Source organism: Oceanobacter mangrovi (assembly GCF_019740315.1).
GTDB lineage: Bacteria > Pseudomonadota > Gammaproteobacteria > Pseudomonadales > Oceanobacteraceae > Oceanobacter > Oceanobacter mangrovi.
Genome location: NZ_JAHXZR010000005.1, coordinates 110,434 through 126,056 on the forward strand (window position 1 = coordinate 110,434; position 15,623 = coordinate 126,056).

The 15,623-nt window shown below is 54.9% G+C and carries 12 protein-coding genes and 2 tRNA genes; 8 read left to right on the top strand and 6 right to left on the bottom strand.

The features are described from left to right. The first annotated feature begins 86 nt into the window (after positions 1 to 86). Together K6123_RS12120 and K6123_RS12125 are read left to right on the top strand one after the other, a co-directional pair. A tRNA-Met gene (locus tag K6123_RS12120) sits at positions 87 to 163 on the top strand. A 65-nt stretch (positions 164 to 228) separates the two neighbouring features. Beyond that, positions 229 to 305, top strand: a tRNA-Met gene (locus tag K6123_RS12125). A 189-nt stretch (positions 306 to 494) separates the two neighbouring features. Here the strand turns inward: K6123_RS12125 and pdxH are convergent. Next, positions 495 to 1,133: a pyridoxamine 5'-phosphate oxidase gene (gene pdxH, locus K6123_RS12130; protein WP_221798067.1), complete on the bottom strand. Its 639-nt coding sequence runs from the start codon at positions 1,131 to 1,133 to the stop codon at positions 495 to 497. 136 nt (positions 1,134 to 1,269) lie between these two features. Here pdxH and K6123_RS12135 point away from each other — a divergent pair, with 136 nt between their 5' ends. Then, positions 1,270 to 1,713, top strand: a complete 444-nt coding sequence (locus tag K6123_RS12135) for an RDD family protein (protein WP_221798069.1) — start codon at positions 1,270 to 1,272, stop codon at positions 1,711 to 1,713. On the opposite strand, the gene lptG is transcribed toward K6123_RS12135, so the two are convergent. Beyond that, the gene (gene lptG / locus K6123_RS12140; protein ID WP_246624763.1) at positions 1,714 to 2,787 is read right to left on the bottom strand and encodes an LPS export ABC transporter permease LptG; all 1,074 of its coding nucleotides are present in this window, start codon (positions 2,785 to 2,787) and stop codon (positions 1,714 to 1,716) included. Then, positions 2,784 to 3,854: an LPS export ABC transporter permease LptF gene (gene lptF / locus K6123_RS12145; RefSeq protein WP_246624764.1), complete on the bottom strand. Its 1,071-nt coding sequence runs from the start codon at positions 3,852 to 3,854 to the stop codon at positions 2,784 to 2,786. Before lptF ends, lptG begins: the two co-directional genes overlap by 4 nt. Before the next feature lie 222 nt (positions 3,855 to 4,076). Here lptF and K6123_RS12150 point away from each other — a divergent pair, with 222 nt between their 5' ends. The 3 genes from K6123_RS12150 (at position 4,077) to K6123_RS12160 (ending at position 7,907) form a co-directional block, all read left to right on the top strand. After that, entirely contained in the window at positions 4,077 to 5,537 is a 1,461-nt protein-coding gene (locus K6123_RS12150) for a leucyl aminopeptidase (protein WP_221798073.1), read from the top strand. Positions 5,538 to 5,700: 163 nt separating this feature from the next. Beyond that, a complete protein-coding gene (locus K6123_RS12155; RefSeq protein ID WP_221798075.1) occupies positions 5,701 to 7,542 on the top strand; it encodes a sensor histidine kinase in 1,842 nt (613 codons plus the stop codon). Continuing rightward, entirely contained in the window at positions 7,539 to 7,907 is a 369-nt protein-coding gene (locus K6123_RS12160) for a response regulator (RefSeq protein ID WP_221798077.1), read from the top strand. The genes K6123_RS12155 and K6123_RS12160 overlap by 4 nt, the downstream gene beginning before the upstream one ends. Before the next feature lie 6 nt (positions 7,908 to 7,913). On the opposite strand, the gene K6123_RS12165 is transcribed toward K6123_RS12160, so the two are convergent. Continuing rightward, on the bottom strand, positions 7,914 to 8,789 hold the full coding sequence (locus K6123_RS12165) for a LysR family transcriptional regulator (RefSeq protein WP_221798079.1): 876 nt from the start codon (positions 8,787 to 8,789) through the stop codon (positions 7,914 to 7,916). Between the two features lie 162 nt (positions 8,790 to 8,951). Here K6123_RS12165 and K6123_RS12170 point away from each other — a divergent pair, with 162 nt between their 5' ends. Together K6123_RS12170 and K6123_RS12175 are read left to right on the top strand one after the other, a co-directional pair. Beyond that, complete coding sequence (locus tag K6123_RS12170; RefSeq protein ID WP_221798081.1) at positions 8,952 to 10,166, top strand: MFS transporter; 1,215 nt, start codon at positions 8,952 to 8,954, stop codon at positions 10,164 to 10,166. A gap of 55 nt (positions 10,167 to 10,221) precedes the next feature. Further along, positions 10,222 to 12,588 (top strand): fatty acid cis/trans isomerase, encoded by a 2,367-nt coding sequence (locus tag K6123_RS12175; RefSeq protein ID WP_246624765.1) that lies wholly within the window; start codon positions 10,222 to 10,224, stop codon positions 12,586 to 12,588. Positions 12,589 to 12,681: 93 nt separating this feature from the next. Here K6123_RS12175 and K6123_RS12180 read toward each other — a convergent pair whose 3' ends face one another. Together K6123_RS12180 and K6123_RS12185 are read right to left on the bottom strand one after the other, a co-directional pair. Next, a complete protein-coding gene (locus tag K6123_RS12180; RefSeq protein ID WP_221798083.1) occupies positions 12,682 to 14,778 on the bottom strand; it encodes a capsular polysaccharide biosynthesis protein in 2,097 nt (698 codons plus the stop codon). Positions 14,779 to 14,990: 212 nt separating this feature from the next. Beyond that, the gene (locus K6123_RS12185; RefSeq protein WP_221798085.1) at positions 14,991 to 15,539 is read right to left on the bottom strand and encodes a hypothetical protein; all 549 of its coding nucleotides are present in this window, start codon (positions 15,537 to 15,539) and stop codon (positions 14,991 to 14,993) included. Positions 15,540 to 15,623 lie beyond the last annotated feature (84 nt).

A 15,623-nucleotide genomic window follows, 5' to 3' on the forward strand; every position in this document is an offset into this window, starting at 1 on the left:
CAGTAAATTTCTCATTGGCATAATACGCGCCACTTGATCAGCACAGCGACGCCGACACGGCCTAGCAAGCAGATCAGTCTTGCAGTGGCTATGTAGCTCAGCTGGTTAGAGCACAGCATTCATAATGCTGGGGTCGGCAGTTCAAGTCTGCCCATAGCTACCACGAATTCTAAAAGGCTGAAGAGTTTACTCATCAGCCTTTTTTATAGTGGAACGCAAGTTTGCAGTGGCTATGTAGCTCAGCTGGTTAGAGCACAGCATTCATAATGCTGGGGTCGGCAGTTCAAGTCTGCCCATAGCTACCACGAATTTTAAAAGGCTGATGGGGCAACCTGTCAGCCTTTTTCGTTTCAGGCTGCCAAACATAGAATCATCCATAGCCCTCGCAATACCCCCAGCCAGCAAAACACGCCACCAGAAGCATCGCATCAAAAAACGCAAAAAATACCCGACACATCGGCCGGGTATATGGAGTTGCAGATTCGGGATTCCAATCAGGGATTCAGGCGCTGAATCTTCCATTCACTGCCAGCGCGCTGATATTCAACCCGGTCATGCAAGCGGTGCTCACCACCCTGCCAGAATTCCACCCGCTCCGGCACCAGCAAATAGCCGCCCCAATAATCCGGCAATGGAACTTCCTGACCTTCATACTGAACATTCAATTGGGCAAAGCGGGTTTCCAGCTCAGAGCGATTGGCCAACGGACGACTCTGTGATGATGCCCAAGCACCCAGTTGGCTTTCCCGTGGACGAGAGTGGAAATAAGCTGCGGCCTGCTCACGATCGATCTTCTCGACACGACCCTGAATTTGCACCTGGCGTTCCATCGCAATCCAGAAGAAGTGCAGGCTGGCCTTGGCGTTAGCGGCAAAGTGCTGCCCTTTGTTGCTTTCGTAATTGGTGAAGAACACAAAACCGTTTTCGTTGTAGGACTTCAACAACAGGATACGCTGCCAGGGTTGGCCGGAATCATCGACGCTGGCAACCGTCATTACCGTCGGCTCTTCAGGCCGGGTGCTGCGATACTGTTCAAACCAGGCATGAAACTGGGTCAGCGGGTCTGGAGCAACCTTGGTCTCATCCAGACGGCCTTGTGTGTATTCCTTGCGGATATCGCCTAAATCAACCATGTCGTGCTCCTTCTGTGTAGATTTCTGACGTCATTATTGCAAACTTGTCCTGCACCAATATTGACCTGTGGTAAGACCACATTCGGCATATCATTCTGGTACTATCAGCGGCCGGTAAAACGCATGAGATTAATGAATGTCTGACCACAACTACCCAACCGCCCCGCTGCTACGCCGCCTGGCAGCACTGGCTTATGACGCTCTGGTGTTACTGGGGGTATTCCTGATTCTGGGGCTTGTCATTGTTGGTATCGCTGCTGCACTGAACCACGGCGAGCCACTCGGTGCCTTGCCTGGTTCGATCGTTTATTCGCTGATCTTCTGTATGTGTTTTTTCTACTACTCGACGTCCTGGCGTCGCGGCGGCCAGACCATCGGCATGAAAGCCTGGCGCATCAAGCTGGTTGCCGATGATGGCAAGCCGATTCGACTGTCACACTGCATGCTACGCACCGGCGCTGGGTTCTTCTCACTGATGGCCTTTGGGCTGGGCTTTTTCTGGGCCCTGATCGACAAGCGTCAGCGCAGCTGGCACGACATGGCATCACTAACCCATATCGTGCAGATTCCGAAAGCCTGATTAACCCGCCCGCCGCAGCAAAAACATACCGGCCAGCAGACATCCGGCAATCGGAATAATGCTGGCCCAGATCGGCGCAAAGCCAAACACAATGCTGGCGGGCGCCAGCAGTTCTTCTGCGTACTTGTAGACCAATCCCACCAGAATACCGGAGAAGATCCGGTAACCCGGCGTCACCGAACGCAGCGGACCAAAAATAAACGAGATCCCCAGAATCACCAATGCCAGCGTCCCCAGCGGCTGGGTTACCTTGCGCCAGAACGACAGTAAATAGTTATCGGCATTCAGCCCCTGCTGTTGCAGATATTGGGTATAGCTGTAGAGATTGCTGATCGACATATCGCGCGGCTCAATCATCACCACACTCAGGCTCTGCGGCGTCAGCCCGGTATCCCAATCGAGCGTCGACAGATACTCCATCGACGTTCGTTCAGGTTCGATTGTCATATCGATCACCGACTGCATCTGCCAGCGTTGCTGCGAATAAATCGCCCGCTCCGCCGAACGAATGCCCAGCAAATCCTGCTTGTCATCAAACTCAAACAGGGTAATACCATGCAGTACGCCATTCGGTTCAATGGCGGTAAAACGCATAAAGGTATTGCCTTCGCGATGCCAGAAGCCCTTGCCCTTGTTGGATAGAATATCGCCCTTGCCCTGCTGCACGGCCTTTTGCGACTGGGCGATACGCTCCAGCGTCGGAATCGCGTATTCGGCCATGGCCATGTTCAAGGCCATCAGCACCAGCATCGGCTTGATCACCGCCACGGCGATACGGCCAACCGAAATCCCGGCTGCCCGCATTACCGTCAGCTCACTACTGGCAGCCATGGCTCCAAGCCCCGCCAGACAGCCAATCAGACTGGCCATTGGCAGATATTCATAGATCCGCCGCGGCAAACGCAGCCCCATGAATTGCATAGCTTCGAGGAACTGATAACCACCTTTGAGCTGATCCAGTTCGTCAACCAGAGTAAAAATTGCGTCCAACCCCACGATGACAACAATCACCACCAGAGTCGCCATCAGCACACTGCGAGCGACGTAGGCATCCAGTCGATTCATGAAAATCATAGTGCAGCCACCCTGCGGCGACGCAGCCACTCCGGCACCAGATACAGCCCAATCGCAATCAGCAGATACACCAGATGCAGACTCCAGAGCCCAATCATGGGATCCAGCTTGCCCTTCTCGAGCATGCCTTTCATGGCAATCAGCAAGGAGATGTACACCATAAACAGCACAATCGCCGGGAACAGCCGGGCGAACCGGCCCTGACGCGGATTCACCTTCGCCAGCGGTACGGCCAGCAGCGTCACAATCGGTACCATCAACAGCATCGAGATCCGCCACTGTAACTGGGCCTGATGCTTGGGATCGGTTGATCCAAACAAATCCAGTGTTGGCACCGCCTCCTTACGCAGCTGTTTGCGCTCTTCCAGCTCATCGGCAATCTTGACGCCGTAGAGGTCAAAGTTGAGCGATTGAAACTCCAGACTGCCAGGCGTCCAGTCGTAACGTTTACCGTTATGCAGTTCAAGGAAACGCGAACCGGTTTCATCACTGACATACTGAGTGCCGCGATCGGCCAGCAGAATGCTGTTGCCGTCGGTGATAAACACCTTGTTCATCTGGGTTTTGTCATCCGACAGCGACTCCGCATAGGTCACCCGCGAGCCGCCTTTCATACTCTGAAAACGCCCTGGCACCAGCAATTCAAACTCGGTCAGCTGGGCCTGCTTTTTGTACAGCTCTTCCATTTTCTGGGCCCCCCAGGGGCTCAGGTAGAGACTGAAAAGTCCAACCACCAAAGCAATCGCCGCCGCCGGGCCAGCGGTGTACATCAGCAAACGCCGCGAGGAAAACCCGGTTGCCGTCAGCACCGTCATCTCGTTTTCAGCGTACATGCGGCCATAAGCCAACAGAATGGCAATAAACAGTGCCAGCGGCAGAATCATTTCCAGAAACGAAGGCAGTCGCAGCAACAGGGTGAAAAATACGATGTCGAGTGAGACTTCGCCCGCCGCGGCCGCAGCCAGCTGGCGAATCAGACGCCCGCTCATCAGAATCATCAGCAGCACAATGGTGACTGCAAACAGCGAACCTGCCAGTTCCCGGGCGAGGTAACGAAAAATGATCAAAGCTGATCCCTTGTCGAGATGAACAATATCCTCAGCCGGCACCTGCATGCCTGGACTGGATAAAAAACGTACTAGCCGGAGCGATGAAACAAAGCAATTCATTCAGCCCCTTGTAATTCCTGCAACCGCCTGCACATTATAGGGATCAAAGGAATTCAGGTAGATGGCCAAAATTGTCTCCGGCCAGTTTCTACTGCCACTCACGTTCCAGCAGGAGCCCCTATGAAATACCAGGTATCCCAGCAAGCCGCGGCCGAAGTGCAGGCGGCGTGTATTGTGGTCACTATCGACCAGTCAGGCAAGCTGTCCGATGCAGCGGCTGTGATTGATCAGGCCAGCGATGGTTTTTTGAGCAAGCGTTATGAAGCTGGCGACATCAAGGGCAAAACCGCAGAAACCCTGCTGTTGCCGGGTGTCAGTGGCATTGCTGCCGCACGCGTACTGCTGGTTGGTAGTGGCAAGGAAACTCCCAACACCACCAATGCCATCAAAATCCTCAACGCCGTCGCCGCTGCCACCAGCAAATACGAAGGCAGCGTTGCCCTGGCACTGAGCGAACTGGCCAGCGAAGCTCTGCCAGAATCCTGGTGGGCCGAACAGACCGCAATCGCCTACGCCCATGCAAGCTACAAGTTCACTGAAACCAAAGCCAAACCGGAAGAAGAACCAAAACAGGCTGAAGCCGTTATCTGGCTGGGCGGCGATGTAGACACTGCTTTCCTGAAAGGTTCAGCAATTGGTGAAGGCATCAACTTCGCCAAGGAACTCGGCAACATGCCGCCGAATATCTGCACTCCGACCTGGCTGGCCGAACAGGCCATCAGCCTGACTGCCGACTCAGCACTGGAAACCATGATTCTGGATCAGGAAAAACTGGCCGAACTGGGTGCCGGGGCTTTCTACTCGGTTGCCAAGGGCTCCAGCGAACCGGGCAAGATCATCGTCATGCAGTACAAGGGTACTGACGCCAGCGAAGCACCACACATGATTCTGGGCAAGGGCATCACCTTTGACACCGGTGGTATCAGCCTCAAGCCAGGCCTGAAGATGGATGAAATGAAGTACGACATGTGCGGCGCTGCCTCCGTGTTTGGTACCGTCAAGGCGCTGCTGGCGCTGAAACCCAAAATCAACGTGCTGGCGATGGTGACCAGCGCTGAAAACATGCCAGCCGGTCATGCTTCCAAGCCAGGTGACGTGGTCACCAGCCTGTCTGGCAAAACCATCGAAATCCTTAACACCGACGCCGAAGGCCGCCTGGTACTGTGCGATGCCCTGACCTATGGCATCGACAACTACAAGCCAGCCTCCATCGTCGACATCGCCACCCTGACCGGCGCCTGCATGGCCGCTCTGGGCGAAGTCAACTCAGGCCTGTTCACCCAGGACGAAGACATGGCTGAGCAGCTGCAAACGGCCGCCAAATACAGCAACGACAAGGTATGGCGCCTGCCTTTGGAAGACGACTATCAGGAACTGCTGGATTCCAACTTTGCCGACATGGCCAACATTGGTGGCCCACTGGCTGGTGCAACCACTGCAGCCTGTTTCCTGTCCCGCTTTACCGAAGGTACTCCCTGGGCACACCTCGACATCGCCGGTACCGCCTGGAAAGGTGGCGCGGCCAAAGGTGCAACCGGCCGTCCGGTATCGCTGTTGGTGAACTACCTGCTGAACAAATAAGTCCGGCACTTCACTCCGCCAACCCATGCCAGCAGGCATGGGTTGGTTTGACCACTCCCTTTCCCATCCATGCCTCCAAACCGCCAAAAACTGGCAAAAATCTGCGACTGTGCTTGCATTAAGGGAACGTGCCTTTCCATGCTGCAGGAGCCGAAGAGCCACAATGGCATTGTTCCAGAGGGATTTTCATCACAGCATCGGCTTCAAACTGACTGCTGGCTTCGTGCTGGTAGCGCTCCTTTCTGCCGCAGGTTTTCACCTCGTTTCCGACGCTGTTCACGACGACGGCCACAAATTGCTCCTTACCATCATGCTTGGCGTGGGCTCCAACCTGGTGATTGTTGCGGTCGTCATGTACCTGTTTATCTACCCGCAAATAATTCGCCGGCTGAACTCCCTCAACAAATCGATCCGCGCGATTACCGGTGGTAACCTGCGCCGCAGCATCAACGCCCACGGCGATGATGAAATCACCGCCTTTGAGAGGACCCTTGAACTGTTCCGGCAGGAGCTGATCAGTCGCGAGAAAATACGCAAAGACGCACTATTGGGTCAGCAAAAGCTGCAGGTCATTCTGGACGGCGCGGTTGATGGCATTGTCCTGATCGACGAGCGCGGCACCATCAACAGCTTCAACCGCACCTGTGAGCGTCTGTTCCAGTACAGCGCCGAAGAGATGATTGGCAAGAACGTATCAGTGCTGATGCCCAGACACACTGCCAAAGAGCATGACGGTTATCTCAGCAATTACCTGCAAACCGGCCACAAACGCATGATAGGGACCGCTCGGGAAGTCGTTGCCATCCGCAAGGATGGCAAAACCCTGCCAGTACGGCTTTCAGTACGTGAAATTATCATCGACGACAAACGGCTTTACTGCGGCGTTCTGGAGGACATGGAGGAGCGTAACGAGGCCGAGAAGCGATACGCCTATATTCAGAAATTCCAGCAGCTGATCATGTCGAATATTCCGGATCTGTTGTTCGTAAAAGACAGCGAATTCCGCATCGTCAACGCCAACCCGGCGTTTCTGGCCGTTTACCCGGAGTCCATCCGACACACAGTCATTGGCAGCACCACGCTGGAAAGCTATCAGCCGGAAGAACGCGAGGCCTTTCTGGTATTCGATCGCAAGGCGCTGGCAGAAGGCTATTCCGAGAACGAGGAAGTCATCCAGTTTCCAGACGGCAAATCACGCGCCCTGCAAACCAAAAAGGTTCGCTTCTACAACAGCCAGGGAGAAGCCTTTATTCTTGGCTTGTCGCGCGATATTACCGCCATCAAGGAAGCGGAAGACTCTCTGCGCAAGGCCAACAGCGAGCTGGAAGAATTTGCCTACCGCACCTCTCATGACCTGCGCTCGCCACTGGTGTCAGCAATCAGCTTGCTTGGCATGGCTCGAGAATCTATCGAGGATGGCGATACTGAAATCGCTGTGGAAAGTATCAAACATGCCGAAGCATCATTGGGCAACCTTGAGCATCTGGTGAAAAGCATTCTTTCACTCACCGAAACCAAACACGTCAGCGAGGACGCAACAGACATTGACCTTGATCGACTGCTGGGCTCAGCTATCAAGCACCTGAACCATATGGAAGGCTTCCAACGTATCGATATCCGCATCCACAACAACGCCACACACGTGGTGAAAACGCTACGCGGCCGCTTGCTGCTGATTATCGAAAACCTGCTGTCAAACGCCATCAAATATCAGGATCCGCAAGAGTCCAACCCAAGTATTACCATTCAAATCACAACTCCCGGCGACCGTTTGATTATCAGTATTGAAGACAACGGCCTTGGCATTCCAGAGTCACAGCGCAGCCATCTGTTCCAGATGTTCAAACGTTTCCACCGGCGGGTTTCCTTTGGCTCCGGTTTGGGGCTTTATATGGTCAGGAAAAGCGCCGAAATTCTGGGTGGTGAGCTGTCCTTCGAAGCCCCTGAGAAAGGTGCTCGCTTTGTTCTGAACATCCCGTTGAAACCGGAGGAACGTCTGCCATGAGCAGGATTCTGATCATTGATGACGATGATGGCACCCGCTTCTACCTGTCTGTGTTACTGAAAAAAATCGATCCGACCTTGGAGGTGTTGCAAGCCCACGACGGCGAAGAAGCCTGCGAGATTCTCGATACCTCAGAAGAAGCACCGACCCTGATCATCCTCGACATCAACATGCCCATCATGGATGGTTTTGAATTTCTGAAGCGCAATAGCGCCAGAATTGATCTTGATAAAACCCGTATTGTGATTCAAAGCTCATCGGAAGAGCCCGCAGACCGGGATGCCATCAATGCCATCGGACTGGTACATGACTATTGCCTGAAGCCGATCCGCAAAGACGTCATGATCCGTTACCTCAACCGCTAAACCCCCTCACAAACGCACGTTCTCCAGCATAAAGTCGACAAACGCCCGGTTGGCCTTCGACAAGTAGCCGTCCTTGCGCCATGCCAGACACAGGTCGAGAATAATTGGTGGATCAAACGAAATCGTCACCAGCTCAGGATCATCCTCCACCGCCATATTCAGCAGTGTTGAAATCCCGTAGCCATGTTTAACGATCGACCGAATCAGCGGCAGCAGGTTGGTTTCGAAGCTGATTTCCGGCTGAATTCCCGCCTCCTCTGCCATTTGATCCAGCACTCGCCGGTGAAAATAGCCGGGCCGGAAGATCACCAGCTCCTGCTGTAAAAATTCTTCCGGCGACACCGACGTCCGGCTGGCAAATGGATGGTCAACTGGTACCACTACCCGCATTTCTTCGCGCAGAATCGGTCTGGATTCGATGTCTTCGGAAATTTCACCAGATTCAATCACCGCCAGATCCAGCTCGCCGCGCTCCAGCATTTGCTGCAACTGCCAGGCACCACCTTCATAGACTGACAGACTGAGGTTCGGGTACTTGTGTTTGAAGGCCATGATCAGCGGCGGGAAATAATAGGAACCCAGCATACTCGGCGTACCCAGCTGCACCACACCACGCTGCAGACCACGCAACTCTTCCATTTCCAGTTCAGCGTCTGCCATCGCCTGAATGATTTTTTCCGCCTGGGCGAACAGCTTCTGTCCCTCGGTCGTCAGCGCTATCTGGCGATCCCGACGGTGAAACAGCGTCAGCTGTAACTGCTGTTCCAGTCGTTTGATGGCCATGCTCACGGCAGGCTGGGCGACGTCCAGCACTTCTGCCGCTTTGGTGAAACTGTTCTGGCGTGCGACTTCGTAAAAATAACTTAGTGCCTTGTAATCCATGAATGCCCTGCTGGTTTATCAGTCTGCGACGCCAGCCAATATATCAATATTTGTTATCCAATCTATATCAAACATATATTTTAATGATGAAAAAGAAAGGCCTATAGTCGCAGCCATCAGTGCACTGGCACTATTTCAACACGATCACAGCGGTTCTGCGGAATGATTAAAACTGGCTCCCAAGCCTGGTGGCGCATCACCATCGCCCTTTGCCTTGGCTCCTTTATGGTGTTTACCAACCTTTATGTAACCCAGCCTCTGCTGCCAATGCTGGCGCGGGAGTTTGGTGTTTCTCCACTGCAAGCCAGTTATTCATTGACGATTTCAACACTGACGCTGGGAGCCGCGCTGATTTTCTACGGTGCCGCCAGTGATGCCATAGGCCGCCGCTGGCTGATGCTGGGCAGCATGGGTGGCATTGTGATCATGGCCCTGTCATTGTCGCTGGTGACCGACTACCACACCTTGCTGGTGCTGCGAGCAATTCAGGGACTGTTTCTGGCTGGCCTGCCTGCCATTGCCGTTGCCTATATGGCAGATGAGTTTGACGCCGACGCCCTGATGTCAGCGGTTGGTCTCTACATCGCCGCCAATTCTCTGGGCGGCATTTTTGGCCGCGTTATTGGTGGTTTTGCCGGTGAGCATCTGGGCTGGAATCAGGCGTTTCTGGTGATTAGTGGAATGGGTCTGGTGCTTTGGCTTATTGTCATGTTGTTGCTCCCAAAACAGCAGCATTTCAGCCCGAGGCCATTCCATCCGACGTCAATGCTGGCGGATATGAAGCGCCATCTGGGCAATCCAAAACTGTTGCCCGCCTACATACTGGGGGGGCTGAACTTCTTTATCTTTGTAAACCAGTACAGCTTTATTACCTTCGTACTGGAAGACGCGCCCTACTATCTGACACCCCAACTACTTGGGTTAATGTTCCTGACCTATTTGACCGGCACCATGGGTTCAACCCTGTCTGGCAAGCTGGGCAAACAGTTTGGCCAGCCACAATGCATGATGGCGGGCTCGGTAATCATGATGATCGGCACCCTGACCACGCTGACACCCTGGTTGCCCGTGATCATTCTGGGCTTTTTTATCAACAGCTTCGGGTTCTTTTTTGCCCACTCCAGCGCCAGCAGCTGGGTCAGCCGTAACGCTGAAGGTGCCAAGGCCAGTGCCAGCTCACTCTATCTGCTGTTCTATTATGTTGGCGCCAGCAGCGGTGGTCTGTACCTCAACCTGTTCTGGCAATGGCAGCACTGGAATGGTGTGATCATCGGTTCATTGTTGGTACTGATAATCACACTGATGATGGCTGGCCGTTTACGTCAGATCCAGCAACGGGCAGAATCACTGCCTTTACAATCCATACAAAAGGTCTGATCCCTGCGGCTGGCAGCAGAGGGTTAAACCAGAAACCCTCTGACAAGGAAGTTTCATGCATCTGTCCCGCCGCCTCTGGATGATCACCCTGTTCCTCAGCCTGATCAGCGGCTGCGCCGTGCTGGCCGCCCAAAGCTTTGAAGACCGTTTTGGCAGCGCCGAACCGCGCGACCGCACGGTCGCCTGGGACAGTTACGAAGGCCGCAACTATAACCAGCGGGTCAAACCCATTCTGGAGCAACGCTGCGTCAGCTGCCATGCCTGTTACGATGCCCCCTGTCAGCTGAAGCTAACCTCCACTGCCGGGCTCAGTCGTGGTATCAACAAGGAAGTGGTTTACGACGGCACCCGCCTGCTGGCCGTCGAACCCAAGCGTTTATATCTGGACGCCCAGACCACCGAACAATGGCGTCAGCTGGGCTTTGAGCCCGTGCTGAATGAACGCCGTAACACCTCGCAAGCCAATCTGGCCGCCAGCCTGATCTATCAGGCCATTTCCCTGCGCAAACAGCAGGGTGCCTTTGAGCACCCGATTCTGCCCGACAGCTATGACTTTTCCCTTAATCGCGACCAGCAATGCCCAACCGTCGAAGGCTATGCTGAATTCCGCCAGCAAAAGCCCGACTGGGGGATGCCTTATGGCTTGCCAGAGTTGACTGATCGCGAATATGGCGTGCTGACCGACTGGATCAGCCGTGGCGCCTGGTTGCCGTCGAACCAGCCGCTGGACACCGACACCCTGTCGGAAGTGCGTCTGTGGGAACAGCGGTTGAATGGCGACGACCTGAAAACCCGCCTGGCCGCCCGTTATATTTACGAACACATTTATCTCTACAGCCTTTATCTGGGTGATGCCAGCGACCGCAACGCCCCGCATTTCCGGCTGGTGCGCTCCAGTACACCACCGGGTGAAGCCATCAAGATCATCTCAACGCGACGCCCTTATGACGACCCCGGCGTTAAACGGGTCTGGTATCGCCTGCTGGCTGATCGTGAAACAGTGACCGCCAAAAACCACATTCCCTTTGTGCTGGACGACCAGCGCTGGAGCCGCTGGCAGAGCTATCTGATCAGTGCGGATTTTGAGGTCAGCCAACTGCCGTCTTACCTGCCAGAAGTCGCCAGCAACCCATTCAAGGCCTTTGAACAACTGCCCGCTGACGGCCGTTACCGCTTCCTGCTTGAACACGCCCGTGAAACCATCATGGCCTTTATCAAAGGCCCTGTGTGTCGTGGCCAGGTCGCCGTTAACGTGATCAACGAACAGTTCTGGGTCTACTTTGTCAACCCGGACATCAATTATGGTGAAGAAGCGGCGGGCTTCCTCGAATCCCAGGCCCAACAACTCGACATGCCAGCCGAGCAGTCCAGCAACGCCCTGCCGATCAGCTCCTGGCTGAAGTTTTCCGAAAAGCAGAAACAGTACCTGCAAGCCAAAAGCCAGCTGCTGAACACCGAATTGAAAGACAAGATCACCCTCGACCAACAGCTGATCTGGGACGGCGAAGGCCAGAACCCCAATGCTGCCCTGACAGTGATGCGCCACTTCGACAACGCTACCGTCATTCAAGGACTGCTGGGCCAGCCGCCAAAAACCGCCTGGGTGATCGACTATCCACTGTTAGAGCGCATTCACTATCTGCTGGTTGCCGGCTTTGATGTGTACGGCAACATTGGCCACCAGCTGGTCACCCGCCTGTATATGGATTTTCTGCGCATGGAAGGGGAAATGAACTTCCTGATGTTCCTGCCCAAAGAGGAACGCATCAGCACCCGCCGGTTCTGGTATCGCGATGCCGACAGTGCCGTGCGCGACTATATGTTTGGTGACTACACCCAGGTACAGGTGGAATCCGGCATCAACTTCCAGACCAACAACCACCAACAAGAGCTGTACCAGATCTTTGCCAAACGGCTGCAGCCAGTGATCAATCGCCAATACGAACTGAGCCAGGCAAACCTGTCTGCCAGCGCTATTGCGGCGCTACAGCAACTGGAACGCACGCGCGGACGCATGCTGGCAACTCTGCCAGAGGTCGCTAAAGTCCTCATCACCAAAGACGGCAAAGCCACCGAAATCATCAGCCTGGTTCATAACCGCGGCCACGCCAACATCACTTCGCTGCTGGATGAAAAAAGCGCGCTGCTGCCCGATGAAGACAGTCTGACGCTGGCCCGTGGCTCGATTGGCGACTATCCCAATGTGCTGATGCAGGTAGAAGAAAGTGAGCTAGCCAATTGGGCTGCCGCCATTCAGGCGATGAAGAGTGAAGAGGACTACCGTCAATTGCTCGACCGTTTTGGTGTGCGCCGCAGCAGTCCGGATTTCTGGCACACTAGTGACCAGATCGCCCGCCTGTTCCAGCAGCAGGAACCACTGGCCAGTGGCGTGCTGGATTACAACCGGCTGGAGAATCGTTAGACAAGGCCCATGCCTACATGGTTGCCCCAATAGACAGGTGGTAGGTCGGATAAACGAGCGCAGCGAGAGCCATCCGACAACCGCCAGCATTATTCAGGCATTCTTGCGAATGCCTGTCGCCACCCATAAGCGTAACACCACTCGCAAACAACGACGCCAGAATGGCATCACCGAAGGGCCATTACGCTTCCAGGTTTTCAGCTCGGCAACAATCCGCTGGGCCGAGCTGAATCTGTGACTCTGAGCACTGACATAGGTCGGATACACCACCAGAGCCGCCGCCACCAGCTCATCCAGCGAACGCTGACGGCCTCGTCGCTCATTCGCATAGGCGTCCGTCGTCAGACCCCAACCAGCATAAAACGGCATGCCGTGACAGAACACCTGCTTACCTCGCAGCAAGGCCTCAAAGCCCAGCAACGACGTCATAGTATGCACTGCATCGACCTGTTCGAGCATTTGGGACGAATCGCCAGCCAGCACAATCTCATCGCAATACTGACGATACTCATCCAGCGCCACATCCTGACTGCGTAGGCCTGCCACCACATCCGGGTGCGGCTTGAACACCAGCCAGCTGGTCGGTTCCAGCAAGCGTGCCTGCTGCAACAGCACCAGATTGGTTGTAATGGTTGTGGCACCGGTTCTGATTGAAGCGTCGGTCTCAACCTGCCCCGGCACCAGCACCACCCGTTGGGTAGCGGCCGGATCAGCCAGAACACAGCCGGGCCGCCATTCACCACCGATCAGGTTGTACTTGGATATACGCTCGGCGACGATGGTTGTCCGTAGCTCAGCCGCCGCCGCCAGCTGAGTATCCGTAAATTCCTGTTCAGCCAGAATCCGTTCCAGCCGCGAGGGTTTTGATGCGTCGTAATACATACCAACATCGTCCAGCACCCAAGACAGCGGGCGGATCAGGTCGGCCCCCAGCCCGGAGGAACGCAGGAATCCATCTTCAATGCGGATAACCTTTTTGATCTGCCGCTGCAGCGACTGCGGCAGCGGTTTGACGCCCCAGATCAACAGCGTCGCACCTTCCGGCACTTGGCTGGCTTTGTTACAGCAGTGCAGCTTTGCCCCAAACAGAAAGTCTTTCAGAATTGGCCGTTTCCAGGCCGAAAAACCCAAGGCATAAACATCGCCAAGGGCATGATTCCAGAGCCACTGCTGACGCTGTAACGCCAGTAATTGCATCACAGTTTCCAGCTCTGTTGGCTTGTGGGTTTCCGGGTCCATGTAACGGCTGTAAGACACCAGTGCGGCATGAACCAGCTGATCCCGACAGGCTCCGGCGGGCAAATTTCTGACCAGCATCCGACGCCGCTCCGGCGCTGCCAGCTGATCTTCGGTAACCCCCCAGCCAGCATAAAACGGCATACCAAAACAACGCACCGGCTTACCCCAGATCAGGGCTTCGAAGCCCATTTGCGAGGTAACGGTATAAACCCGCTGCGCGCTTTCTAACAGCCGTCCTGGGTGACAGTTTTCCGCAATAATCTGCAAGCGTGGATGCTGCAAGGTCGCAAGGTCGAAATGACCGGCTTTGGCACGGGTAAAAGCATCCGGGTGGACTTTCAGAATCACCGTCGAGTGAGGGTTCTCTGCCAGCGCAGCCTCCAGCATCAACTGAAAGCTGCGGGCATCCGCCTGACCAAAAGCAATCGAAGCGTCACCGGCAACCTGATCCACCACCAGTACATAAGACTCCGGCAGCGGCCTGGAATATTCCGGTGCGGCGTTGTATTTGGACACATTCAGCTGCTGCCACAAGCCAACAATCTGTTGTGCCCGTTGCCGTTCAGCCTCTTTCAGCGGCGTTGCAATCAAACGCTCCAGCCGCGATGGCTGCAAGGCGTCGTAATAGATGCCTTCATCATCCACCACCACAGACAGCGCCGGGTCTTCGCGACCCAGTGAACGCACAAAACCGTCTTCCAACAGCCGATATTCAAGATTCTGTTTCCGGGCAATCACCTGCGCCTGCAAGCCGGAACGCTTGCGGCCCCAGCCCAGCACCTGCACCGGCCCGGACGACTCCGGGCCGGAACTGTCGCATTGCCAGAAAAGCTGCACGATCGGATTGGCCAACAAAGCCCGCGACGGCGAAATAGCCGCCGGGCGCATTGGCCCCTCACCCGGAGCGACAGCAGGTGATTTGAAAGAAGCGTTTGATTTCGGCGTTGCCATGCAGGTCCTTGTACTGGCGCTATCAAGGAAGGAAATTCTGGCCACAGTCTAGTGGCTGAAACGCCGATGGCAAAATAAAGTTGGAGGTTGTGCTGGTCGGCCTGTTTCCACGCCCCATAATTCACCGGCGCGTGCGGCACGGAATGCATGCACGCCAGAATCCAGAGCAGGATGGATCCTGAAGCGAGTTCAGGATGACACATGGATAATAGTTAACCCAAGGCTGCCAGCAAGGCGTCGCGTGCCTGGGTGATTTGGACAAACAACTCCTGACTGCCACCCTGATCCGGGTGCGCTTTCTGTGCCAGGCGCCGGAACGCGGTTTTGATCTGCAGCTTTTCCAGCAGTCCTTCCGTTGGCAAATCCAGCAACTGACGATACTGACGCTCCAGCTGCGGCTGGAAATCTCCGCCATGACCGCCCCAGGCTGAGTTCTGTCGCTGCTGGTAACGGGCGAATTCAGCTTCCATACGTTGCTGATATTCCCGTCGTTGATGTAATGCAGCGCGCCGTAATTCAACCTGATTAGCCTGCCAGAAGACCCGCGACATAATGGTACAGGCTTCAAAACCCAGCTGGCCTGCTGCCAGCAAGCGGTCCAGCTGAAACGGCCCAACCATGTCGTATGGCTCATCCAGCCAGGCCACATGGCCATCATCAGTGAGTTGGAATTCAGCAATAGTGACGGTATCGACAATGCCCAGGGTACCGTTCCAGATGACCCACAGCTCTTCTTCCATAAACCACTGCTGTTCAGACATAAACGACCTCAGTTGCAAAGCAGGCATCACAGCTACTATCAAAGGAGTTATTGCAAAACCCAGACCAGCCAGAACCGGCAGCAA

Bases quoted from the DNA above. Each gene is read 5' to 3' on its own strand.
- K6123_RS12135 (WP_221798069.1), top strand. From the start codon at position 1,270: ATGTCTGACCACAACTACCCAACCGCCCCGCTGCTACGCCGCCTGGCA.
- K6123_RS12150 (WP_221798073.1), top strand. From the start codon at position 4,077: ATGAAATACCAGGTATCCCAGCAAGCCGCGGCCGAAGTGCAGGCGGCG.
- pdxH (WP_221798067.1), bottom strand. From the start codon at position 1,133: ATGGTTGATTTAGGCGATATCCGCAAGGAATACACACAAGGCCGTCTG.
- K6123_RS12175 (WP_246624765.1), top strand. From the start codon at position 10,222: ATGCATCTGTCCCGCCGCCTCTGGATGATCACCCTGTTCCTCAGCCTG.
- K6123_RS12170 (WP_221798081.1), top strand. From the start codon at position 8,952: ATGATTAAAACTGGCTCCCAAGCCTGGTGGCGCATCACCATCGCCCTT.
- K6123_RS12185 (WP_221798085.1), bottom strand. From the start codon at position 15,539: ATGTCTGAACAGCAGTGGTTTATGGAAGAAGAGCTGTGGGTCATCTGG.
- K6123_RS12160 (WP_221798077.1), top strand. From the start codon at position 7,539: ATGAGCAGGATTCTGATCATTGATGACGATGATGGCACCCGCTTCTAC.
- lptG (WP_246624763.1), bottom strand. From the start codon at position 2,787: ATGATTTTCATGAATCGACTGGATGCCTACGTCGCTCGCAGTGTGCTG.
- K6123_RS12155 (WP_221798075.1), top strand. From the start codon at position 5,701: ATGGCATTGTTCCAGAGGGATTTTCATCACAGCATCGGCTTCAAACTG.
- K6123_RS12180 (WP_221798083.1), bottom strand. From the start codon at position 14,778: ATGGCAACGCCGAAATCAAACGCTTCTTTCAAATCACCTGCTGTCGCT.
- K6123_RS12165 (WP_221798079.1), bottom strand. From the start codon at position 8,789: ATGGATTACAAGGCACTAAGTTATTTTTACGAAGTCGCACGCCAGAAC.